26 protein-coding genes are annotated in these 23213 nt (G+C 65.5%); 17 read left to right on the plus strand and 9 right to left on the minus strand.

From position 1 onward, the window contains the following. The 3 genes from BM175_RS05120 to BM175_RS05130 form a co-directional block, all read left to right on the plus strand. Positions 1-434 (plus strand): sugar nucleotidyltransferase (locus BM175_RS05120; protein WP_244545883.1); only part of this gene is annotated, 434 nt, incomplete at its 5' end. A 133-nt stretch (positions 435-567) separates the two neighbouring features. Then, positions 568-1410 (plus strand): ABC transporter permease, encoded by an 843-nt coding sequence (locus BM175_RS05125; protein ID WP_244545884.1) that lies wholly within the window; start codon positions 568-570, stop codon positions 1408-1410. Positions 1411-1415: 5 nt separating this feature from the next. After that, complete coding sequence (locus tag BM175_RS05130) at positions 1416-2168, plus strand: ABC transporter ATP-binding protein (protein ID WP_090960243.1); 753 nt, start codon at positions 1416-1418, stop codon at positions 2166-2168. Between the two features lie 111 nt (positions 2169-2279). Here the strand turns inward: BM175_RS05130 and BM175_RS05135 are convergent, their stop codons facing one another. The 6 genes from BM175_RS05135 to BM175_RS05160 all read right to left on the minus strand — a co-directional run bounded on the left by BM175_RS05135 (position 2280) and on the right by BM175_RS05160 (position 8808). Next, a complete protein-coding gene (locus BM175_RS05135; protein ID WP_244545910.1) occupies positions 2280-3311 on the minus strand; it encodes a glycosyltransferase family 2 protein in 1032 nt (343 codons plus the stop codon). A gap of 175 nt (positions 3312-3486) precedes the next feature. After that, positions 3487-4488: an ABC transporter ATP-binding protein gene (locus tag BM175_RS05140; protein WP_090960249.1), complete on the minus strand. Its 1002-nt coding sequence runs from the start codon at positions 4486-4488 to the stop codon at positions 3487-3489. A gap of 24 nt (positions 4489-4512) precedes the next feature. Then, positions 4513-5343: a carbohydrate ABC transporter permease gene (locus BM175_RS05145; RefSeq protein WP_090960252.1), complete on the minus strand. Its 831-nt coding sequence runs from the start codon at positions 5341-5343 to the stop codon at positions 4513-4515. A gap of 1 nt (position 5344) precedes the next feature. Further along, positions 5345-6208 (minus strand): carbohydrate ABC transporter permease, encoded by an 864-nt coding sequence (locus tag BM175_RS05150; protein WP_090960254.1) that lies wholly within the window; start codon positions 6206-6208, stop codon positions 5345-5347. 177 nt (positions 6209-6385) lie between these two features. Continuing rightward, positions 6386-7705, minus strand: coding sequence for an ABC transporter substrate-binding protein (locus BM175_RS05155; protein ID WP_090960257.1), 1320 nt, complete (start codon positions 7703-7705; stop codon positions 6386-6388). Between the two features lie 146 nt (positions 7706-7851). Then, complete coding sequence (locus BM175_RS05160; protein ID WP_090960259.1) at positions 7852-8808, minus strand: sugar-binding transcriptional regulator; 957 nt, start codon at positions 8806-8808, stop codon at positions 7852-7854. A 205-nt stretch (positions 8809-9013) separates the two neighbouring features. Between BM175_RS05160 and BM175_RS05165 the strand changes: the two genes are divergently transcribed. From BM175_RS05165 to BM175_RS05175, 3 genes are all read left to right on the plus strand, one after another. Further along, positions 9014-10408: a circularly permuted type 2 ATP-grasp protein gene (locus BM175_RS05165; RefSeq protein WP_210185770.1), complete on the plus strand. Its 1395-nt coding sequence runs from the start codon at positions 9014-9016 to the stop codon at positions 10406-10408. A 57-nt stretch (positions 10409-10465) separates the two neighbouring features. Further along, positions 10466-11407: an alpha-E domain-containing protein gene (locus BM175_RS05170; protein WP_090960265.1), complete on the plus strand. Its 942-nt coding sequence runs from the start codon at positions 10466-10468 to the stop codon at positions 11405-11407. 136 nt (positions 11408-11543) lie between these two features. Continuing rightward, positions 11544-12290 (plus strand): proteasome-type protease, encoded by a 747-nt coding sequence (locus BM175_RS05175; RefSeq protein ID WP_090960268.1) that lies wholly within the window; start codon positions 11544-11546, stop codon positions 12288-12290. A gap of 7 nt (positions 12291-12297) precedes the next feature. On the opposite strand, the gene BM175_RS05180 is transcribed toward BM175_RS05175, so the two are convergent. Then, on the minus strand, positions 12298-12654 hold the full coding sequence (locus tag BM175_RS05180) for a gamma-butyrobetaine hydroxylase family protein (RefSeq protein ID WP_090960270.1): 357 nt from the start codon (positions 12652-12654) through the stop codon (positions 12298-12300). A gap of 104 nt (positions 12655-12758) precedes the next feature. Between BM175_RS05180 and moaA the strand changes: the two genes are divergently transcribed. From moaA to BM175_RS05215, 7 genes are all read left to right on the plus strand, one after another. After that, the gene (gene moaA, locus BM175_RS05185) at positions 12759-13796 is read left to right on the plus strand and encodes a GTP 3',8-cyclase MoaA (RefSeq protein WP_090960273.1); all 1038 of its coding nucleotides are present in this window, start codon (positions 12759-12761) and stop codon (positions 13794-13796) included. A 74-nt stretch (positions 13797-13870) separates the two neighbouring features. Next, entirely contained in the window at positions 13871-14110 is a 240-nt protein-coding gene (locus BM175_RS05190) for a YMGG-like glycine zipper-containing protein (RefSeq protein ID WP_090960276.1), read from the plus strand. 141 nt (positions 14111-14251) lie between these two features. Further along, positions 14252-15157, plus strand: coding sequence for a DMT family transporter (locus BM175_RS05195; protein WP_244545885.1), 906 nt, complete (start codon positions 14252-14254; stop codon positions 15155-15157). Then, positions 15154-15789 (plus strand): molybdenum cofactor guanylyltransferase, encoded by a 636-nt coding sequence (gene mobA / locus BM175_RS05200; protein WP_139224566.1) that lies wholly within the window; start codon positions 15154-15156, stop codon positions 15787-15789. The genes BM175_RS05195 and mobA overlap by 4 nt, the downstream gene beginning before the upstream one ends. 122 nt (positions 15790-15911) lie before the next feature. Further along, entirely contained in the window at positions 15912-16709 is a 798-nt protein-coding gene (locus BM175_RS05205; protein ID WP_090960285.1) for an ABC transporter substrate-binding protein, read from the plus strand. Positions 16710-16798: 89 nt separating this feature from the next. Then, complete coding sequence (locus BM175_RS05210) at positions 16799-17506, plus strand: ABC transporter permease (protein WP_090960288.1); 708 nt, start codon at positions 16799-16801, stop codon at positions 17504-17506. Beyond that, positions 17503-18300 (plus strand): ABC transporter permease, encoded by a 798-nt coding sequence (locus BM175_RS05215; RefSeq protein ID WP_090960292.1) that lies wholly within the window; start codon positions 17503-17505, stop codon positions 18298-18300. The genes BM175_RS05210 and BM175_RS05215 overlap by 4 nt, the downstream gene beginning before the upstream one ends. 28 nt (positions 18301-18328) lie before the next feature. Here the strand turns inward: BM175_RS05215 and BM175_RS05220 are convergent, their stop codons facing one another. Beyond that, positions 18329-19021 carry a TetR/AcrR family transcriptional regulator gene (locus BM175_RS05220; protein ID WP_175526766.1) on the minus strand — a complete coding sequence of 231 codons (693 nt, stop codon included), beginning with the start codon at positions 19019-19021 and terminating at the stop codon, positions 18329-18331. Positions 19022-19204: 183 nt separating this feature from the next. Between BM175_RS05220 and BM175_RS05225 the strand changes: the two genes are divergently transcribed. After that, on the plus strand, positions 19205-20071 hold the full coding sequence (locus tag BM175_RS05225; RefSeq protein ID WP_090960298.1) for an NAD(P)-dependent oxidoreductase: 867 nt from the start codon (positions 19205-19207) through the stop codon (positions 20069-20071). 22 nt (positions 20072-20093) lie between these two features. Here BM175_RS05225 and BM175_RS05230 read toward each other — a convergent pair whose 3' ends face one another. Continuing rightward, positions 20094-20579: an Lrp/AsnC family transcriptional regulator gene (locus BM175_RS05230; protein WP_090960301.1), complete on the minus strand. Its 486-nt coding sequence runs from the start codon at positions 20577-20579 to the stop codon at positions 20094-20096. 199 nt (positions 20580-20778) lie between these two features. Here BM175_RS05230 and BM175_RS23210 point away from each other — a divergent pair, with 199 nt between their 5' ends. The 3 genes from BM175_RS23210 (at position 20779) to BM175_RS05245 (ending at position 23213) form a co-directional block, all read left to right on the plus strand. Further along, the gene (locus tag BM175_RS23210) at positions 20779-22248 is read left to right on the plus strand and encodes a sensor histidine kinase (protein ID WP_280141080.1); all 1470 of its coding nucleotides are present in this window, start codon (positions 20779-20781) and stop codon (positions 22246-22248) included. Between the two features lie 79 nt (positions 22249-22327). Next, positions 22328-22510: a DUF1289 domain-containing protein gene (locus BM175_RS05240; RefSeq protein WP_090961230.1), complete on the plus strand. Its 183-nt coding sequence runs from the start codon at positions 22328-22330 to the stop codon at positions 22508-22510. 1 nt (position 22511) lies between these two features. Next, positions 22512-23213: a retropepsin-like aspartic protease family protein gene (locus tag BM175_RS05245; RefSeq protein WP_090960303.1), complete on the plus strand. Its 702-nt coding sequence runs from the start codon at positions 22512-22514 to the stop codon at positions 23211-23213.

Raw genomic sequence — 23213 nt, forward strand, 5'->3', positions numbered from 1 at the left:
TCGACAAGGCGGGCCGCGCCACCACGATCGAGGAGAAGCCCGCCAACCCCGCCTCGAACTGGGCCGTCACCGGCCTCTACTTCTACGACGGGCGGGCGTCGGAGCTGGCGCGCGGCCTCAAGCCCTCGCCGCGCGGCGAGCTCGAGATCACCGACCTCAACCGGATCTATCTCGAAGAGGGCTCGCTCAGCGTCCAGTGCATGGGGCGGGGCTTTGCCTGGCTCGACACCGGCACGCCGGACTCGCTTCTGGAGGCGGCCGAGTTCGTGCGCACGCTGGAGCACCGCCAGGGCTTCAAGATCGCCTGCCCCGAGGAGATCGCCTTCAACCTCGGCTTCATCGACGCCGACCAGCTGGAGCGCCTCGGCCGGGAACTCGGCAAGAGCACCTACGGCATCTACCTCCAGAAGATCGCCCGCCAGTCCCGCGACTGACCGACACCACCCGGCTTGTGCGCCGGCACACCCGCAAGGTATCAGGACCCGCCGCAAGACAGGGCCGGGTCTGACCCGTTCGAACGACGATGGCCGACGCCGCCGCCAAGGGGTGTCGTGAAGGACAAGACGCGTGAAAGCAGCCACCAGCGCCCGGACCTGGGTCACCGACGGCCATCAGGACCGCGCGGCCATGCTTCGCGCGGCCGGCGCAGATTTCCTCGCCGGGCTGCGCATGCACGAGCTGTGGCTCTTCCTCGGCTGGCGAGACGTCCAGAAGCACTACAGCCGTTCGGTGCTTGGCCCCCTCTGGCTGACGCTCTCGATGGGCGTCATGGTGGCAGGCCTCGGCGTTCTCTACTCGCAGATCTTCCGGCAGGACATCAGCTCCTACCTGCCATTCCTAGCGATCGGCTTCATCATGTGGGGCCTGATCTCCGGCCTCATCACAGGCGCCTGCGACATCTACTCGTCGGCAGCCGCCTCCGTGCGGCAGGTGCGGATGCCGCTCAGCGTTTACGTCTTCCAGTTCGTCTGGCGCCAGCTGCTGACCTTCGGCCACAACTTCGTCATCTACATCCTCGTCGCGATCATCTTCGGCATCTGGCCCGGCATGACGGGCCTCCTGTTCTTCCCGGCGCTGCTGATCCTGATCCTGAACGGCGTCTTCGCCGGCATGATCCTCGGACCGCTCTGCGCCCGTTTCCGCGACATCCCGCTGATCATCGCGAGCGTCGTCCAGGTCGTGTTCTTCATGACGCCGATCCTGTGGAGCTCGCACATGCTGCCCGACCGGGCGGTGCTGCTGGCGATCAACCCGTTCTATCACCTCATCGAGATCCTGCGCGATCCGCTGCTCGGCCAGCCGGCGCTGCTGCAGAACTGGTTGGCCTGCATCGGCCTGACGATCCTCATGGGTACGATCGCCGTCCTCTTCTTCGCGCGCTTCCGCGCCCGCATCGCCTACTGGGCCTGACCGTCATGGCGTCGATCACCTTCGAGAACGTCAGCGTCGACATTCCGGTCTTCAACGCGACCAACCGGTCGCTGAAGAACAACATCATCTCGGTGGCCACCGGCGGTCAGATCAGTCCGCGCGACACCAAGCGGATGAGCGTGCGGGCGATCGACGGCCTGAACCTGCGCCTCGACCACGGCACGCGGGTCGGTCTCGTCGGCCACAACGGCGCGGGCAAGTCGACCATGCTGCGCGTCATGGCCGGCATCTACGCGCCGACAGGCGGGCGCGTCGTCGTCGAGGGCGACGTCGCCCCGATGTTCGACCTCGCCTTCGGCATGGATCCCGACGCCACCGGCTGGGACAACATCATCCTGCGCGGTCGGCTCCTCGGCTTTTCCAAGTCCGAAATCCGCAAGCGCATGGATGAGATCGGCGCGGTCAGCGACCTCGGCGGCTTCCTCGACATGCCGATGCGCACCTACTCCACCGGCATGGCGACCCGCCTCGCCTTCGCGGTATCGACCTCGATCCGGCCCGACATCCTCCTGATCGACGAGGGCATCGGCGCGGGCGATGCGGCCTTCATCCAGCAGGCGAAGGAGCGCATGCGCTCGTTCATCGGCGAAGCTGGCCTCCTCGTGCTCGCCTCGCACTCCGACGACCTCCTGCGCCAATGGTGCACGACCGCGCTCTGGATGGAGCACGGCCGGATGCGCATGCACGGGCCGATCGAGGAGGTGCTAGCCGCCTACCAGGCGTCGCTGCACGGCTGACCTCCGTCGCGCGGACACTGTTCGACGCCGAGAACACGCCCCCGGTTCCGTTGGAATTCGCCACATGGTCGGGTTCCCGCGGCGATACCGACCCGCGCGACGCGACCGCAATCAGCGCAAACGCAGCACCATGCGCCAGCCGGCCCGCATGATGCGGAATACCCCAATTCGCTCGAGGAACTGGGACCGCTCGAAGGATCGCAGGGCCCGCAGCCGGATCCGGGCGCGGCGCTGCATCCCCTGCGGCAGGAACGGAATGATGTGCTGCAGATCGGCAACCGACCGATCGTAGAGCGCTCGGTCACGGAGCATCGCAGCCCGCTGAAGCTCCCCGAAGACCGTCATGTAGAAGCGCTGTGCGATGATCGTCTTCCACTGCGGCATTAGTGGCATGTCGGAATTGTCGAAGTCGTTGTAGAGCTTCTCGAAATAGATCATCCGCGAGCGGGCCATCCGCGGCGAATACGACGTCGAACCGGTGTAGATGCACCAGTAGGATAGCGACTTCGGCAGGAACACGTTGTCCCATCCCGCGTAGAACAGCCGGATGAAAAGGTCGTCGTCCTCGTAGCCGCTGAGGCGTTCGTCGAAGCGGCCGACGTCCTCGAACGCCTCGCGCGCGATCAGCGAGGCCGACGGAAGGATGAACATGTCCTCGGAAAGGCAGCGCGCCAGTTGGGTCTTCGGATGCTCTTGCGGCAGCATCTGGAGCATGCAGCGATTGCGGACGCGACCGAAGCGGTCGCATTCGTCGAGATCGCTGTAGACCCATCCGAGCTTGAAGCGATCTCCCGCCTCGAACGGCTTGATCAGTTCCTCGATGTGGTTGGGATACCAGCCGTCGTCCTGGTCCAGAAGCGCAATGAGACGGCTCGTGGAATGGGCGACCGCAAAATTGCGTGCCGAAGACTGGCCGCCATTCTCCTTCTTCAGGAGGCGGATTGACGAGTGTTCCTCGGCGAGGCGCTCGACGATCGCCGCGCCGCCATCGGTCGATCCGTCGTCCACGACGATGAATTCGTCCGGCTTGCGGGTCTGCGACAGGACCGTCCGGATCGAACGTTCGATGAATTCCGCGCCGTTATACAGCGCGATGATGGCAACGACGGAATACGGGGATTCGCCAGCAGCCTCGGAGGTCACGGTCAAACGAACTGTCTCGCCAAATACTCAACTGACCGCAGCGTTTCTCACGTTTCGGGCAAAATTGAAATCGCGACGCCCCGGTGGGCGCCGCGAACGTCCAACCATGGTTGCCAGAAACGACGCTGACCGAAGGTCGGAACCGGCCTCCCCCTCACCTCCAGAGGCGATGGACTCAGCGGATCGCCATCCCTTGCGCGTCGAAGCGGTGCATCCGCCCCTCCTCCGGCGTCAGCCACACCGTGTCGCCGTGGCTGACGCGGAAATCGCCCGGCGAGCGGGCGGTGACCATCTCGCCCGTGTCCATCTTCACGTGGACGAAGGTGTCGGAGCCGAGATGCTCGGAGACGCCCGCGGTCCCGCGAAGGGCGCCGCCTGTCGTCGAGAGCGTGAAGTGCTCGGGCCGCACGCCGACGGTCGCCGCGCCATGCTGGGCCGCATAGGCGCCGGCAAGGAAGTTCATCTTCGGTGAGCCGATGAAGCCGGCGACGAAGAGGTTGCGCGGGTGGGCGTAGAGCTCCAGCGGCGAGCCGACCTGCTCGATGTTGCCGCGGTTGAGCACCACGATCTTGTCGGCCATCGTCATCGCTTCGACCTGGTCGTGCGTGACGTAGATCATCGTGGTCCTCAGCTGCGCATGCAGCTCGGAGATTTCGAGCCGCATGTTGACGCGCAGCGCCGCGTCGAGGTTCGACAGGGGCTCGTCGAACAGGAAGCCCTTCGGCTCGCGCACGATGGCGCGCCCGATCGCCACGCGCTGGCGCTGGCCGCCCGACAGCTCGCGCGGACGACGGTTGAGGTAATCGGTGAGGTTGAGCGTGGAGGCCGCGGCCTGGACCTTCTTGTCGATCGCCGCCTTGTCCATGCCCGCCATCTTCAGCGGGAAGCCGATGTTGGCCGCAACGCTCATGTGCGGATAGAGCGCGTAGGACTGGAACACCATGGCGAGGCCGCGCTTGGCAGGCGGCGCCTCGGTGACGTCCTTGCCGTCGATCACGATCGATCCGCCGGACACGTCCTCGAGACCCGCGATCAGGCGGAGCAGCGTGGACTTGCCGCAGCCGGACGGGCCGACGAAGACGACGAACTCGCCGTCGCGGATCTCGAGGTCGATCCCCGGAATGATCACGGCGTCGCCGAAGCGCTTCTGGACGTTCTTGAGGGTGATGGCACTCATGTCTGGATCTCCCGAAACGGCTTCTTACTTCACGGCGCCAAAGGTCAGGCCGCGGACGAGCTGCTTCTGGGAGAACCAGCCGATGATGAGGATGGGCGCGATGGCGAGCGTCGAGGCCGCCGAAAGCTTGGCGTAGAAGTTGCCTTGCGGGCTCGAGAACGACGCGATGAAGGCCGTCAGCGGCGCCGCGTTCGTGGTCGTCAGCAGCAGCGTCCAGAACGCCTCGTTCCAGGCGAGGATCACGTTGAGGAGCACCGTCGATGCGATGCCCGGCAGCGCCATCGGCGCCAGCACCCGGAAGAGCTCCTGCCGCAGGTTCGCGCCGTCCATGCGCGCAGCTTCCAGGATTTCGCCGGGGATCTCCTTGAAGTAGGTGTAGAGCATCCAGACGATGATCGGCAGGTTGATCAGGAAGAGGATCACGATCAGGCCGAAGCGGCTGTCGAGAAGGCCGAAGTTGCGGAACAGGATCGTCACCGGCACTAGCGCGCCGACGGCCGGCATCATCTTCGTCGACAGCATCCACAGGAGCACGCCGCGAGTCTTCGGCGTCGGCGAGAAGGCCATCGCCCAGGCGGCGGGGATCGCGAAGATCAGGCCGAGCGCCGTCGAGCCGAGCGACAGGTAGACCGAGTTCAGGAGGAAGGCGAAGTAGTTCCGCTGCTCCTGGATCGCCACGTAGTTCTCGGTCGTCCAGTCGAAGAACAGGAACTTCGGCGGGATCGAGATCGCGTCGAGCTCGGTCTTGAACGAGGTCAGGACCGTCCAGAGAATCGGAAAGAAGATCAGGAGACCGACGGCCCAGGCAAGCACCGTCATGCCGATCTTGCGCTGGGTGGAAACGCGGCGCGCCATATCAGGCCTCCAGATTCTTGCCGACGAGGCGCACGAGGAAGATCGAGACGATGTTGGCGAGCACGACGGCGACGATGCCGCCGGCCGACGCCGTACCGACATCCCCTTCCAGCGAGATGATCGAGGCAATCAGGAACGGTAGATTGGACGAAGAGACGCCGCCGCCCGTCGTCACGAAGATCTCGGCATAGACCGACAGGAGAAAGATCGTCTGGATCAGGATCACCACGGTGATCGCCCGCTTCATGTGCGGCAGCGTGATGTACCAGAAGATCGAGAGCGCCTTCGCGCCGTCCATCTCGGCCGCCTCCTTCTGATCCTCGGAGAGCGACTGCAGCGAGGTGAGGAGGATCAGCGTCGCGAACGGCAGCCACTGCCAGGCGACGATGATGATGATCGACAGGAGCGGGTAGTTGGTCAGCCAGTCGATCGGCGGCAGGCCGATCGCGGTGAGCCCTTGCGCGATGACGCCGTAGACCGGGTTCATCATCATGTTCTTCCAGACGAGCGCCGCCACCGTCGGCATGACGAAGAACGGTGCGAGGACAAGAAGGCGCACCGGCGACTGGCCGAAGAACTGCTGGTCGAGAAGGAGCGCGATCAAGGTGCCGCCGATGACGGTGATGCACAGCACTCCCGCGACGAGGATCAGCGTGTTCTGGAAGGCGCTGATGAAGCGCGGGTCGGTCAGGAAGTAGGTGTAGTTCTCGATCCCGATGAAAGGCGTCAGCGGGTCGTAGAACGTATAGCGGAGCGTCGAGAACCAGAGCGTCAGCGCCAGCGGGACGATCATCCAGATGAAGAGCGCGATGACGGACGGCGCCATCATCAGGCGCGCTGCGGACCGCGTATGCGTTGTCGCCATGGGATCGCTCCGAAAAAGGCCGATGCGGCGCGACGAACCGAACCCTTGCGGTCGGCGTCCAGCGCGGCGACGGGAAATTCTCACGGGGAAGCGGATGCGGCGCGGCCGTTCGGGCCGCGCCTGCCGTCCGAAAGTCGGAAGGCTCCTCGGCTTGAGAGCCGGGGAGCCCGAGGCGGCTTACTTGATGTAGCCGGCGCGCGTCATTTCGCGGGTGGCCTGCGCCTGTGCGGCAGCCAGCGCCTGGTCGACGCTCTGCTGGCCTGACAGCGCCGCGGCCATCACCTGACCGACCGCGGTGCCGAGACCCTGGAACTCGGGGATCGCGGCGAACTGCAGGCCGACATAGGGCTTGTCCGGGCCCATAGACGGATCGGCCTTGTTGATCGCGGCCAGCGTCTGCGCGGCGAAGGGCGCGGCCTTCGTGTAGTTCTCGTTCGCGTAGAGCGAGGAGCGCGTGCCCGGAGGGACGTTCGCCCAGCCTTCCTTCGACGCCACGAGCTCGGCGTAGGCCTTCGAGGTCGCCCAGGAGATGAAGGTCTCTGCGGCTTCCTTCTTCTGCGACGAAGCCGGGATGCCGAGCGACCAGGCCCAGAGCCAGTTCGCGCCCTCGTTCGGGCAATTGTTGGTGCCGCAGGGCGCCGGCGCGAAGCCCACCTTGTCGGCCACCTGGCTCTGCTTCGGATCGGTCACGAACGAGGCGGCGACGGTGGCGTCCATCCACATGCCGCACTTGCCTTGGCCGAACAGCGAGAGGTTCTCGTTGAAGCCGTTGGCAGCGGCGCCCGGAGGTCCGTACTTCGTCATCAGGTCGACGTAGAGGGTGACGGCCTTCTTCCAGCCTTCGCTCTCGAACTGCGGCTTCCAGGACGCATCGAAGTAGTTCGCCCCGAACTCGCGCGCCATGTTGCCGAGGAAGGCCATGTTCTCGCCCCAGCCCGGTTTGCCGCGCAGGCAGATGCCGTAGACGCCGGCATTCTTGTCGGTCATCTTCTCGGCGGCCTGCGAGATGAAGTCCCAGGTCGGCTTCTCGGGCATCGTCAGCCCGGCCTTCTCAAGAAGATCCTTGCGATAGAGCGTCATCACGCTCTCGGCGTAGAACGGCGCGGCGTAGAGCTTGCCGTCTGTCGACAGCGCCGTGCGGATCGGCGGCAGGAGATCGTCGGCATCGTACTCGGCGCCGAGATTGTCGAGCGGCGCCAGCCACTGCTGCTTCGACCAGATCGGAACCTCGTAGGTGCCGATCGTCATGATGTCGAACTGCCCGCCCTTGGTGGCGATGTCGGTCGTCACGCGCTGACGCAGGATGTTCTCTTCCAGGGTGACCCAGTTCACCTGAATATCTGGGTGAGCCTTCGTGAACTCACCCGTCAGACCCTGCATGCGGATCATGTCGCTGTTATTGACCGTGCCGATCGTCAGCGTCGTCTGCGCCTGCGCCGGCAGCGCGACCGAAGCCGCAAGCGCCATGGCGCCGGCAATCCAAAACCGTTGATTCATCGTCAGAAGCCTCCCAGCCCCACATGGGCAAATACCCACTCTGCGAGCAAATTCTCACCCGTATGCGCAGGTGTCAAATGATTCACACGCTGCAATGCAGCGTATCCCACGGACTTTCCCGCCCGGCGCCCTCCCCTGCGCCGCCTTCAATTCCCGACCAGGGCGGATGCAGTGATCTCGTCGGTGATGAGCCCGCCGATCAGACCCCCTTTCAGGGCCGCGAGGATACTGTCGCGTTTCGACGCACCCATCGCGACGCCGATCACTTCGGTTCCGACGGCAAGAGGGAACGGCGGGCTGACCACGCGCTTGTTGAAGGCGCAGTCGAGAATCCGTCCGTCGGCATCGTAGACCCAGCCGACGACCTCGCCGATGCCCCCGGTCGCGACGAGTTCGTCCCGCTCCGATTCGGAGATGAAGCGATCCATCAGGAGTTGTGCCTGCGGGCCGACCTCGCCGATGCCGACGAAGGCGATATCGGCCTGGCGGGCCAGTTGCAGCGATGCCTGGACGACCTTCTGCTGATGTAGAAGCGCGCGCTCCTGCGGCGAGGTCGCGACCACCGGCAGTGGCATCGGGTAGTGGGCTGCATCGATCTTGTCGGCGAGCGAGAAGATCACGTTGTAGATCGCGGCCGAGCCATCCGGCGCGATGTTGCCCGTAAGCGAGACCAGTCGATGTTGCGGACACTTCATCCGCGGCAGGCTTTCCACAGCCGCGCGGAGCGTCCGCCCGGTTCCGACGCCGATCACCAGCGGATCGGGGCGCAGGAGCGTGCGCTCCAGCCGGGCCGCGCAGGCTTCCGCGATGCCAAGGGTCGTCGAGGGCGATTCGGGGTCCGACGGCACCACTTCGGCGGAGCGCAGGCCGAAGCGCTCCACCAGTCGGGCGCCGAGTTCAAGGCAGGCGGCGATGGGATGGTCGATGCGAACCTTGACGAGCCCGGCCGACACCGACAGCGACACGAGGCGCTGGGCGCCCTGCCGCGAAATGCCGAGCTTGACGGCGATCTCCTCCTGCGTGTTGCCCGCGATGTAGTAGAGCCAGCCGGCGCGCGCCGCGTCGTCGAGACGGGCCGAAGCCTCCTCCGTCGCCTTGCTCATCCCCGCCTGCTCCCTCGTCATGATGCCGGGCGCTACGCCGACCGTCCTCCGTCGCCGGAGATGCAGGTCCCGCATCCCATCGCCCGGCCGCGTTCGTGGGCAGAATATCGCATCGACGGCCTCTGGCATCTTGGAATCTCGCGCATTTCGCGCATTCTGATGCTGCACAGCAGCGAGGAGACGGGGCGTGGCTGGATTCGACGAGATGCTGAACGGAAGCGACGGCGTACGTGCTCCCTATCGCCGTTTCCAATCCTGGTACGAGAAGCAGGTGCCGGCGACGCTTGCCGCCAAGGCCGGCGAGGCCGAAAGCTTTTTTCGTCGCACCGGCATCACTTTCAACGTCTACGGAAAGGAGGAGGCCGCCGAACGGCTGATCCCGTTCGATCTCGTGCCGCGCATCATCTCGGGCTCGGAATGGTCGGTCCTCGCCGAAGGCATCGAGCAGCGCGTTCGCGGCCTCAACGCCTTCCTCGACGACATCTACCACAATCAGGAGATCGTGAAGGCCGGCATCGTGCCCGAGCGCCTGATCGAGGGCAACGAAGCCTTCATCCCGCAGATGGTCGGCTTCCGGCCGCCCGGCGGGGTCTACACCCACATCATCGGCGTCGACATCGTGCGCACCGCCGAGAACCAGTTCTACGTCCTGGAGGACAACGCGCGGACCCCGTCCGGCGTGTCCTACATGATCGAGAACCGGGAAACGATGATGCAGATGTTTCCCGAGCTTTTCGCGCAGAACCGCGTGCGGCCGGTCGAGACCTATCCGCGGCACCTTCGCCGCTCGCTCCAGGCGACGGCCCCGTCCGCGACGACCGGCGTTCCCCGCGTCGCGATCCTGACGCCCGGCATCCACAACTCCGCCTATTACGAGCATGCCTTCCTCGCCGACCAGATGGGCGTGGAACTCGTCGAAGGATCGGACCTCAAGCTCATCGACGGGCGTATCGCGATGCGCACGACCGAGGGCTATCTGCCGATCGACGTCCTCTACCGCCGGGTCGACGACGCCTATCTCGATCCCCTCTCCTTCAAGCCGGACTCGCTTCTCGGCGTCCCCGGCATCATGGAGGTCTACAAGAACGGCGGCATCACCATCGCCAACGCGCCCGGCACCGGCATCTCCGACGACAAGGCGATCTACTCCTACATGCCGGCGATCGTGGAGTTCTACACCGGCCGCAAGGCAATCCTCGAGAACGTCCCGACCTGGCGCTGCGCCGAAGCGGACAGCCTCGCCTACGTGCTCGAGCACCTCGCCGAACTGGTGGTGAAGGAGGTGCACGGTTCCGGCGGCTACGGGATGCTGGTCGGCCCGGCCGCCTCGAAGCCCGAGCGCGAGGCCTTTGCCGCAAAGCTGCGCGAGCGGCCCGGCAACTACATCGCCCAGCCGACGCTGGCCCTTTCGACGGTGCCGATCCTGACCGAAAAGGGCCTGGCGCCGCGCCATGTCGACCTGCGACCCTTCGTGCTGGTGTCGGACACCGTGAAGATCATCCCGGGCGGGCTCACGCGCGTCGCCCTCACCGAGGGCTCGCTGGTGGTCAATTCGAGCCAGGGCGGGGGCACAAAGGACACTTGGGTTCTGGAGGACTGACGGAAACGACGCCCCTCCTCCCCCATCGAACCGCTCACCAAGGATCGTCGACCGCCCATGCCTCTTCTCGGACGTACCGCCAACGGCCTCTTCTGGATGCAGCGCTACATCGAGCGCGCCGAGAACATGGCGCGTCTTCTCGATGCCGGCCTGCGACTGTCGCTCACCAACCTGTCGGCGGAGCCCGACGAGTGGCAGTCCGTCCTGGTGTCGGCGGGCGTCGAAAGCGGCTACCTCGCCAAGTATCCGGAATACGATCCCGAGCACATCATCGACTACATGCTGCGCGACCTCGACAATCCGTCGAGCGTCCTGTCGTCGATCGGCGTGGCGCGTACCAACGGTCGCATGGTCCGCACCGCCCTGACGCGCGAGACGTGGGAGGCGCTGAACGAAAGCTGGATGATGCTGCGCCAGCGCCTGTCCCGCCCCGTCGAGGACCTGCCCGCCCTCCTCGATTTCGTGAAGGCGCGCACGGCGCTGATCCGCGGCACGTTCTACGGCACGATGCTGCGCAACACGATCTTCGACTTCTGCAACCTCGGCACCTTCATCGAGCGGGCTGACAACACCGCGCGCATCCTCGACGTGAAATACTGGGTGCTCCTGCCGGAGCACTCCTCAATCGGCTCGTCGCTCGACAACTACCAGTGGGGCTCGATCCTCCGTTCGGTCTCGGCGCTGCGCTCCTATGCCTGGGAATACGACGCCGACTTCCGGGCGATGGACATCATCGACTTCCTCCTTCTGAACAAGCGCATGCCGCGCTCGCTCGCCTATTCCTACCGCTGCATCAACGACAGCCTGGACTTCCTCGCGCGCGCCTACGGTGTCGAGCACGACTGCCACGCCACGGCCCGCGCGATTGCCGCGCGGCTGGAGGACCGGTCGGTGATGGAGATCATCGATGGGGGACTGCACGAGTTCCTGGAGACGCTGATCGTCGAGAACAATCGCCTCTCCAACGAGATCGCACGCTCCTACAGCTTCTACTCCTGAGGCGTCCCGTGCGGCCCGAAAGCCGCACCCGGAATATGTTCGTCGGAGCCCACTTGCCCGCGCGACTGACACCGGGGATACCGCTTGTCCGATAGTTGGAGAACGCCGGACGCGGCGTGAAAGCGGAGACTGCAACGTGACCTATTGCGTCGGGCTTCTCCTGAAGCGTGGCCTCGTCTTCATGTCCGACACGCGCACCAACGCGGGCATCGACAACATTTCCGTCGTGACCAAGCTCCGGTCCTGGAACGTGCCGGGCGAGCGGTTCCTGACCCTGCTGAGCGCGGGAAACCTGGCGACGACGCAATCGACGATCTCGCTTCTGGAGGAGCGCGGCCTTGCGCCCGCCCAGCGCAAGTCGGCCCTTCTCAGTCAGCCTTCCATGTTCCAGACGGCCAAGCTGATCGGCGAGACCTTGCGCGAGGTCATCTCCTACACCTCCGACAGCGGACAGGAGGCGAGCGGCCGTTTCTCCGGCAGCTTCATTCTGGGCGGGCAGATCGCGGGCGGCCAGCCGCGCCTGTTCATGATCTACCCGGAAGGCAACTTCATCGAGGCCGGCCCGGACAACCCGTTCTTCCAGATCGGCGAGCACAAGTACGGCCGGCCGATCCTGGTGCGGACCTACGATCCCGACATGCCGCTGGAGGACGCGGTGAAGCTCCTCCTCGTGTCGTTCGATTCGACCATCAAGTCGAACCTCTCGGTCGGGCTGCCGATCGATGTGCAGGTCTACGAGACCGACAGCCTGCAGGCCGGTTTTCGGCAGCGGTTCGACGACCGCGATCCCTACTACCGGACGATTTCGGACGGCTGGTCCGATGCCCTGAAGTCGGCCTTCGAGAGCCTGCCGCCGTTCGTGCCGACACGTCGCGACGCTTGAACGCAGCCTAACGAAGAAGCCCCTTCGCCGCGAGGTCGGCGAGGTGCGCCTGCCAGAGCGCATCCTTCTCGGTGCCGAGTCGGTCGAGATAGGACCAGGTGAAGAGCCCGGAGTCGTGCCCGTCGTCGAAGACGATGCGCACCGCATAGTGGCCGATCGGACGGATGTCGCTGATCGCGACCTCGCTCTTGCCGGCGACCGTGACCCGCTGCTCGGGCGAATGCCCCTGCACTTCGGCGGAGGGCGAGAGGACGCGCAGCATCTCCGCGGTGAGTTCATGGCGCCGCCCGTCGGCGTAGCGAAGCGTCAGGAGGCGGCGGTCGCGCGAGACGGCCAACTGTTCGGGTGCGGTCACGCCAGTCATGGTCTGCGTCCGTTCTCGTCCTCGTTCGGGTTGACCCCATGCACCCCCGAAGCCACATTCACAAGGCAAGGCAACGAGAAGGGGGCGGTTTTCCGCCCGGCGACATGCTCGACATCCCAACCGTCCAACGTGCAGCGCCGTCCAAGGCGGGGCTGGTCGATCCCTTCGGTCGGCATGTCACCTATCTCCGCGTCTCGGTCACCGACCGCTGTGATTTCCGCTGCGTCTACTGCATGGCCGAAGACATGCAGTTCCTGCCCAAGCGCGATCTTCTGACACTCGAGGAGCTCGACCGGATCTCGTCCGCCTTCGTGGAACGGGGCGTAAAGCGCCTTCGCCTGACGGGCGGCGAGCCGCTTGTCCGCCGCAACCTGATGCAGCTGGTCCGCCGGCTGTCGCGTCACCTTGAGAGCGGCGCGCTGCAGGAGCTGACGCTCACCACCAACGGGTCGCAACTGGCGAAGTTCGCCGACGAACTCGCGGACTGCGGCGTCCGCCGCATCAACGTCTCGCTGGATACGATGGACCCCGAGCGCTTCCGCCGCATCACCCGGCGCGGCGACTTCGCCACGGTCATGGACGGCATCCGCGCGGCCCAGGCGGCGGGCATCCGCATCAAGCTGAACGCCGTGGCGCTAAAGGGCGTAAATGAGGACGAACTGTCCGAGATGGTGCGCTGGTCGCACGGACAGGGCATGGACCTGACGCTGATCGAAACCATGCCGCTCGGCGAGATCGACGAGGACCGTACCGACCGCTACCTGCCGCTGAGCGTGGTGCGCGAGCGACTGTCGCGGGAGTTCACGCTCTCCGACCTGCCGGAGCGGACCGGGGGACCGGCCCGCTACGTCTCGGTCACGGAAACCGGCGGCAAGCTCGGTTTCATCACCCCGATGACCCACAACTTCTGCGAAGGCTGCAACCGCGTCCGCCTTACCTGCACCGGCACGCTCTTCATGTGCCTCGGGCAGGAGGACGCGGCCGATCTGCGTTCGGTGATGCGTTCCAGCGAAAGCGACGAGGCTCTGCACCGCGCCATCGACGCCGCGATCGCGCGCAAGCCGAAGGGCCACGATTTCGTGATCGATCGCACGACCAGCCGACCCAGCGTCTCGCGGCACATGAGCGTGACCGGCGGCTGAATTCATTCGTCGGAACCGAACGGGGCGCTGCGCATTTTCGCCGCAGTAGAACCTTGTTAGGACTGGAGAGAGACATGACGTCCACCTGGAAAACCGCGCTGGTGCTCGGCGCTGCGACCCTGACCATGGCCGGCTGCACCACGACCGAGCGCACCGTGGGCGGTGCCGTGATCGGCGGTACGGGTGGCGCCGTGATCGGTAACGCGATCGGTGGCTCGGGCGGCGCTGTGATCGGCGGTCTGGCCGGCGGTACGACCGGTGCGCTCGTCGGCCGCGATATGGGTCGCCGCGACCGCGGATATTCCCGCTACTGATCGAGTTTCACGCTCGTCTGAAATCACCCCGCAACACGAGTTGCGGGGTGATTTGTTTATTGGACGGCTTTCGTGGTGAGCACCTCGCCAAGCCGCTACGGACACGTTACGCCTGACTGACGATTCGTCCGGTTCCGTTCCGTGTCCTCTGCTTCTGTCCGCTTCGCATCGCTCGGCGCCAACCTGCAGGCGAGCATCCTGATGACGCTGTCGATGGCGACCTTCGCCACAAACGACATGCTGACCAAGTTCGCCACGCAATCGATCGAGCCGGTCCAGATCATGGCCGTGCGCGGTGTGATGGCGTCGCTCCTGCTGTTCCTCTTCGCCCGCTGGCGAAAGGCTGCCCTGTCCTTTTCAGTCCTGCGCGAACCTGCGGTTCTGGTTCGCGCCTTCGCCGACATCTGCACCACGCTGACCTACCTGAACGCCCTGCGGCATCTGCCGCTCGCCAACACGGCCGCGATCTTCCAGGCGCTGCCTCTGACGATCACCCTTGGCGCCTTTCTGTTCCTCGGCGAAAGCGTGGGTTGGCGTCGGTGGACCGCAATCGCGGTCGGCTTCGCGGGCGTCCTCGTCATCCTCGCGCCGGGAGTGGACGGGTTCAACGTCTACGGGCTGTGGGTGCTGGCTTCCGTCGTCTTCGCAGCCATGCGCGACTTGGCGACCCGTCGGATGCCTCCGAATCTGTCGTCGCCACAGATCGCGCTCGTGACCTCGATCGCCGTGACCCTCACCGGCTTCGCGTTTTTGCCCGTCGTCGGCTGGCGACCGATGTCGGGATCGGTCTGGATCATTCTCGTGTTCGCTTCGATGACGTTGGCCTGTGGCTACGCCTTGATCGTCGCGGCGGTGCGCCTTGGCGAAATGAGTTTCGTCGCGCCGTTCCGCTACACGATCCTCCTGTTTTCCATCATCCTCGGCATGTTGGCCTTCGGCGAGCGCCCGACGGCGCGCGAGACGCTGGGCTCGCTGATCGTCGTCGGCAGTGGCCTCTATACCCTCCATCGGGAGGCGCGCCGACGACCCGCCAGCAGCGCCGCGTGAGTCGGACCGCACCGATCGTCATCGGCCTGATTTTTGCAGGAGGCCGGTCGTCGCGGATGGGGCCGGGCCAGCCAAAGCCTCTCCTTTGCATAGGCGAACGCAGCATGATCGGTCGGGTGGCCGACCGTCTGCGGCCGCATGTCGCCGAGCTTCTGGTCGCGACCGATCGGCCGGACCTCTACGCCGGTCTCGATGCGGGCTGCCTTCGGGATCATGTGCCGGGCTACGCCGGCCCGCTGGCCGGACTCCAGACCGGCGCGCGCCACGCCTTGGCCACCCAATCTCGCGACGCGCGCCTCCTCAGTGCGCCATCGGATACGCCCTTCCTTCCTGAGGACTTCGTGCCCCGCCTTCTCGGGGGAACGCGCAGCGAGAGGTTACGGGTCGCATCCTCGAGCGGACGCTTGCATCCCGTCTGCGCCCTGTGGCCGGCGGTCGCGCTCGAATTTCTCGCCGACCAGCACCTCGATGCTCAAGCCGCGCCATCGCTTCGATCCGTGATGGAACGCTTTGACGTCGAGGAAGTCCCATTCCCTTCGTCGCCCGCGGCGCCGGGCGGCGATCCGTTCTTCAACGTCAACACCCCAGACGACCTTGGCCTGGCGCGGGAATTTGCGCTTTCTCGGGGATGAGGCGCCGCCGTTGCTGTCGGACGGGTTGCCAAAATTGACGGAAACGGCAACATCGCCCCTTCGAGAAGCATGCTCATAAGGCAGGCACGGTCTATTTCGGCTCGGCAGGACACCCAAGGCCCATGACAAAGATCCAGAACCTCCTGGCAGCCGTCGCGCTGACCGCCCTCGCCGTCGTCCCCGCCGCGGCGCAGGAGAGCGATGCGAACAAGACCTGGACCGAGGTCCGCATCGGCTCGGAGGGCGCTTATCCTCCGTTCAATTACCTCGACGCCTCGGGCAAGCTGCTCGGCTTCGACATAGACATCGCCAATGCGCTCTGCGACCAGATGAAGGTGACGTGCACCTTCGTGACGCAGGACTGGGACGGCATGATCCCCGCCCTCCAGAACAACCGCTTCGACGCGATCATCGCTTCGATGTCGATCACGCCGGAGCGCTCGCAGCAGGTGCTCTTCACCAACAAGTACTATAATTCTCCGGGCGCGCTGGCCGTGCCGAAGGACTCCGACATTGCCGACACGAGTGCCGCTTCGCTCGCCGGCAAAGCGATCGGCGCACAGGGTTCGACGACCCACGCGCAGGCCGTCCAGAAGTTCTTCCCCGATGCCGACGTGCGCGTCTATCCGACCGCGGAGGAGTACAAGCTCGACATCGAGAACGGTCGCTTGGATGCCGTCAGCGACGACGTGGTGGTGTTGACGCAGTGGCTCGAGAGCCCGGCGGGCGCCTGCTGCAAGCTTCTCGGTACGCTCCCCGTCGATGAGTCTATCTACGGGCCGGGAGCCGGCATCGCGCTTCGCAAGGGCGACGAGAAGCTCAAGAAGATGTTCGACGACGCCATCGTGGCCATCCGCGAGAACGGCACCTACAAGACGATCAACGACAAGTACTTCAAGTTCGACGTCTACGGCGGCTGATCGAGGTCGTCCGAGTTCGCGCCGGACCCGCGCCATCGTGCCGGGCCCGGCGCTCTTGTCTTTCAGCGTCGGCGGGTTGCGATCGGCAGATGGACTATCTTTCGCTACTCGCCTACGGCGACACCGGCTGGGGTGACGAGATCGCTCGCGGCGTGATCGTCACCGTATCGCTGGCTCTGGCGACCCTTCCCTTCGGCCTCCTGCTCGGGCTCGGGCTCGCTCTCGCCAAGCGCGGCGAGGACCCTGGACTGCGGCTCTCCGCCGACATCTACACCACCCTGTTTCGTGGCCTTCCCGAGCTCCTGACACTCTTCCTGGTCTACTACGGCGGCCAGAACCTCCTGAATGCGGCCACTGGTGCGCTCGGCCTCGGCCAGTGGACACTGTCGAGCTTCGTATCCGGAATGGTCGCGCTCGGCCTCGTGTTCGCGGCCTACTCGTCCGAAGTCTTCCTGTCGGCCTTCCGCGCCATCCCCGATGGTCAGTGGGAGGGCGCCAAGGCGCTCGGTCTGCCGCACCGGCGGATCCTGTGGCTGGTGATCCTGCCGCAGCTTCTGCGCATCAGCCTTCCCGGCCTCTCCAACGTCTGGCTGAACCTCCTGAAGGATACGGCGCTCGTGTCGGTGATCGGCCTTGCGGACATCATGCGCGAGACCGGCGTTGCGGCGCGGGTGACGCGCGAGCCGTTCTTCTTCTTCGGATTCGCTTGCGTCCTCTATCTCGTCCTGACCCTCGTGTCGGCCGTCGGTCTGCGGCGGCTCGAACTTTGGACCAAGCGCGGCGAGGTGGCGCGATGAGCCTGGCACCTCCTCCTGTCCGCCGCCCTCGTCCCGGAGTGACCGGCCTTCTGACGCTGGGGCTCTGGGCAGTCGGCGGCGTCGCCCTTCTGGTCTATCTCGTCCGGGCCTGGAACCCAGACCTCATCGCGACCTACGGTCCGGTGTACCTTAGGGGCCTCTGGACGACGCTGACGATCGTCACCCTGTCCTACGTGCTCGGGGCAGTCCTATCCGTGCCGATCGCGGCGGGCCGCATGGCTCGGAACGGGCTCGCGCGCGGCGCCGCGTTCTCATACGTCTCGTTCTTCCGCGGCACGCCGCTGATCGCGCAGGTCTTTTTGATCTACTACGGCTTCGGCACGTTCCGGTCAGCTTTCGAGATGGTTGGCCTCTGGTGGTTCTTCCGAGACGCCTGGTATTGCGCGATCTTCGCGCTCTCTCTCAACACGGCCGCCTACCAAGCTGAAATCCTGCGCGGCGCGATCCAGAGCGTGGCGCAAGGACAGTGGGAGGGCGCCCGGGCGCTCGCCCTACCCCGCAGCGTCACGATCCGACGCGTGATCGCACCGCAGGCGATGATCGTCGCCCTGCGACCCTACGCGAACGAGTTCATCCTCATGGTCAAGGCGTCGGCGATCGTCGCGATCATCAGCGTGTTCGATCTGTTCGGCGAAACGCGCCGCGCGTTCTCGCGCAGCTTCGATATCCAGACCTATGTCTGGGCCGCGATCTTCTATCTCGCGCTCGTCGAGATCGTCCGTCGCCTTACCAACCTTGCCGAGTCGCGGCTGACGAGGCACCTCCAGCGCTGACACTGGAGAAGCGCTGCGGCCCCTTGGCCTAAGTGGCTGGTGCGGCTCCTCTCAGAAAGAGATCCACGGCATACTGGGTGCGGAGCGCAATGGCATCCGCCCCATCCGTCTTGGGGACGCCGTAGATGCTGGCACGGATATCGCCGCCGCAGATCGCCTGGACGAACTGGTTGGCAAGGAACTCCGGTGGCATGTCGCGAACTTCTCCACGTTCGCAAGCCCGGGCGAAGACGTTCGTCAAAGCGACGATGATCGGTCGCAGGACACGGCTCTCCGAGTAGTCCGCCAGTTCGGGATGCCGATGCCCCTCGGCAGCGAGAAGCCGAAAGAGCGAGATCGTCCGCGGGGCGAACGTGTTGGTTCGCAGCCAGACGGCGATCTGGGGAAGGACCTCCGCAATCGGGCCTGTCTGTGTCTCCAGAACCCGCAAGGCGTCGTAGTTGAACAGAATCTGGTGGTGCAGCGCCGCCTCGAACAGACGCTGCTTGGACGGAAACCGATCGTAGAGCGTCCGCTTCGACGTGCGGGCCTCGGCTGCGACCGAATCCATGCTCGTCGCACTGTAACCGGCTTCGAGGAACTGGCGGAAGGCAATTTCGAGGATCGTATGCGATAGACCGGCCGCGGCAGTTTTGGTCGGGCGTCCGCGCCGCCGCTCGGCTCCCACGGTCTGGTTCGGCCCGTCGCCGACACTGTGATGCGTCGTTTCTCCCCCGTCCACCAAGCTGCCTTTCCCGCTCGAATTGAAACGCCGATCAACTTCTCGCCACGCCCGTTCCCGAATTTCGGATACGAGGCCTTGCGTCCTCTCCGTGATCATTCTCTACCCGTCTGCGATCAGGCAGCTGAACACTGTTGTACAGCTAAACTTTTCGCAGTGTTCGGCAAACGGAGGGACGTTCGAATGGTTGCAACCAGCTTCATCGGCATGGGTGTCATGGGCTTCCCTATGGCCGGCCATCTGGCGGCGAAGGGTCACGACGTCACCGTGTACAACCGTAGCGCCGGCAAGGCCGATGCGTGGGTCGGGAAGCACGGCGGCCGGAGCGCATCGACACCGCGCGAAGCGGCACATGAGGCCGACATCGTCTTCGTCTGCGTCGGCAACGACGACGACGTGCGCTCCGTCATCTACGGCGAGGACGGGGCCATGGCCGGCATGAAGGCCGGAGCGATCCTCGTCGACCACACGACGGCGTCCGCCGAACTCGCCCGCGAACTGGAGACGGGCCTGCGCGACAAGGGCCTCCGCTTCCTCGACGCGCCGGTATCCGGCGGACAGGCAGGCGCGGAAAACGGCGTCCTCACCGTGATGGTCGGTGGCGAGGCCGACACGTTCGAGGCGGCGCGCCCGGTCATCGAGGCCTACTCGCGAATGATCGGCCTGATGGGGCCGGCGGGCTCCGGCCAGCTGACCAAGATGATGAACCAGATCTGCATCGCGGGCCTCGTGCAGGGGCTGTCGGAAGCCGTGCATTTCGGCCAGCGGGCCGGTCTCGACATCTCCAAGGTCGTCGAGGTGATCTCCAAGGGCGCGGCGGGCTCCTGGCAGATGGAGAACCGCCACAAGACGATGGACGAAGGCCGCTACGACTTCGGCTTCGCGGTCGAATGGATGCGCAAGGACCTCGGCATCTGCCTCGCCGAGGCCAAGCGCAACGGCGCCTCACTCCCTGCGACTGCGCTGATCGACCAGTTCTACGCCGAGGTCGAAGCCATGGGCGGCAAGCGCTGGGACACGTCCTCGCTGCTCGCGCGCCTCAACCGCTGAAACGTCCGGCCGGCGGGAGGGGTCAGCTCTCCCGCTGGTCCTTGTCCAGCACGAGATAATCGAGCGGAAGCTCGGTCGTGTACTTAATCTGCTCCATCGCGAACGCCGAGGAGACGTCGCGGATCTCGATCCTGGCGATCAGCCGCTTGTAGAACGAATCGTAGGCCGCGATGTCGGGCACGACGACACGCAGGAGATAATCGACGTCGCCGCTCATGCGGTAGAACTCGATGACCTCAGGAAACTCCTGAACCACCTCGGAAAAGCGCTTCAGCCATTCCACCGAGTGAGAACCGGTCCGCACCGACACAAAGACCGTCACCCGCGCGTTGACCTTGACCGGATCGAGGACCGCGACGCGCCGGACGATGACGCCTTCCTCCTCCAGCTTCTGGATGCGGCGCCAGCACGGCGTCGTGGACAGCCCGACGCGCTTTGCGACGTCGGCGACCGCCAGCGTCGCATCTTCCTGCAGGAGCCGAAGAATCTTCTTGTCGAGCCTGTCCAAGCCGTTTCCCCTTCCGGGCAGACCGAGGCGTCCGGCGACCCCTCGCCGCCATCTTGCCGTCGATCCACGATCTTTCGAGGTTTCTTAAGCCAATTCTTTAAGTTTTCCGCAACAGGATGATGCCGAACGACTGCATGCAACCCTTGCCCGAACCGTTTCGATGTCGCTTGCCGCCCCGCCATCCCTGGACAAGTCAAGCATGCCCCGAGGCGGAGCGGGCGGCCAGCGCGTGGAACTGGCGCGCACGCTACGCCGGACGCGCGACCAGCTGATCTCGGCCGATGGCATGCCGCCGCGAATCGAACTGGAGCTTTTGCGCCAGCACGTTCCCCAGTTCTCGGCCGGCCTGCCGATTCTGGCGATCATCGTCGGTGCCGCCGGCGCCCTCTTCGCGCTCGCCGATCTGCCGGTGATGATCGCCTGGGTCTGCCTCAATCTCCTGACGGCCCTGCCGCTGCTCGTGATGCTGCGCGCCTTCGAGAAGACAGCCCCGTCGATGGTCGCGGCCTTCTCGTGGCGTCGGCGCTTCCAGGCCTGTCACGTCGTTCTCGGCGTGCCCTGGGCGATCCTGATGCTGTGGCCGACCTGCAAGGCCTGCGGCTTCGAGGCGCTCGATGCGGTCCGCCTCGCGGTGGCGGTCGCGGCGATCGCGACCCTCGCGCTGATCGGCGCGAGTCTCAAGGGCGTCGTACTCTGGAGCTTCGGGCCGCTGGCCCTCGCCGCCGCCTATCTCACCTCGACCACCGACGACCCGTCGCGCATGGCTCTCCATGGCGTCCTGCTGGCCGCCGTTCCGTTCTTCGCGGTGGTGTCCAGCCGGTTGCGTGCGTCGAAGGTGGATCGCATCCGCCACCGCACGGAGCGCGACCAGTTCACCTTCGAGATCGAGGCGGCGCGGATCGCGTCCGATCAGGCCCGCCAACGCGCGGAGGAAGCGAACCTTGCCAAATCGCAATTCCTGGCAACGATGAGCCACGAATTGCGTACGCCGCTCAATGCGATCCTCGGGTTTTCCGAAGTGATCAGTGAAGAGATTCTCGGCCCCGTCGGCAACGACACGTATCGCGACTATGCACGCGACATCCATAATTCGGGACAGCACCTTCTCGACCTCATCAACGAAATCCTCGACCTTTCGCGCGTCGAGGCCGGTCGCTACACGCTGAACGAGGAGGCCGTGAGTCTCGTCGCGATCGCCAAGGCCGCCATCGGCTTCGTGCAGATGAAGGCCGACACCAAGCGGATCGAGATTCGCGCCGAGTTCGAGCCGGACCTGCCGCAGCTCTGGGGCGACCCGCGCTCGCTTCGGCAGGTGATTCTCAATCTCCTGTCGAACGCCGTGAAGTTCACGCCGCCGAAGGGGCACATTCTCGTGCGGGTCGGCTGGACGGCAGGCGGCGGGCAATACGTGTCCGTGCGTGACAACGGCCCGGGGATTCCGAAGGAGGAGATGCCGCTCGTCCTGTCCTCGTTCGGCCAGGGAACCAACGCCATCAAGAGCGCCGAGCAGGGCACGGGCCTCGGCCTGCCCATCGTTCAGGCGCTGGTCAGCCTGCACAACGGCTCGTTCGAGTTGAGTTCCGCACCCGGTCAGGGAACCGAAGCGCTCGCCACGTTCCCCCATGCGCGCGTTCTCGAAGTCATGCCGGCGCTGAGCGATCTGTCCTAGCGGCGCGGAGCGAACACGTCGCAGCGAGGCGACGTTGCGGTGCGTCTGGCGCCGCCATATCTCCTTCCCCATGACATCGATGTCCGCGCCTCTCGCCTCCCCTTGCGTTCGCGTCTGCGCCCTCGATGCCGCCGGCGCTCTATGCATCGGCTGCGGGCGCACGATCGAGGAGATCGCCGGCTGGTCCGGCATGTCCGAGGAAGGGCGCTTGGCCGTCATGGGCGAACTCGACGAGCGCCTGCGTCAGGTAGAGGCGCTTTGAGATGCGGTCCGGCACCCTACTCGTGGTCCTGTTGGCGGTCGTCGGCCTAGCACTCTCGGCGCTGACCTTCGGCGGCGGCGAGGTGCTCGGCCTTCGGGACGATGCGTTTGCCTCGTTGGTCTACATGGGCCTCTGGATCACGCTTCTCGGCTCCGGTCTCCTCGTGGCCTTTCGCGGACGGTGGGGTGAAGCTGCTCGCAGCGCGGCGATCTGGATCGCCGCATTCGCGGTGCTGATCGCGGCGTATGCGTTCGGTCCCGAGCTTCGCACGGTCGGTGATCGGATGATGGCGGTGCTCGTGCCCGGTCGCACGGCGACCCTCAGTGGCGCCGACGGTCAGGTGATGGTGGCGCGCGGAGACGGTAGCCATTTCGCACTCGACGCCGAGGTGAACGGCCGGCGCGTTCCGTTCCTCGTCGATACGGGAGCGAGCGTCATCGCCCTCGACCCGGACACGGCGGCGGCGATCGGCATCGATCCGGCGAGCCTTCGATACACGGCACGCATCCGGACCGCGAACGGAGACACCGTGGCCGCGCCCGTCACGCTCGACAGTGTTCGCGTCGGCAACATCGAGCGGCGGCGCGTCCCGGCCGTCGTGACCCAGGGCGACGGGATCGGCGTCAATCTCCTCGGCATGAGCTTTCTCGGCACGCTGTCGTCGCTCGACTTCCGCGGCGACCGGCTGGTGCTTTCGGACTGA

Origin of the sequence: Aureimonas phyllosphaerae (assembly GCF_900113065.1) — a bacterium.
Classification (GTDB): domain Bacteria; phylum Pseudomonadota; class Alphaproteobacteria; order Rhizobiales; family Rhizobiaceae; genus Aureimonas; species Aureimonas phyllosphaerae.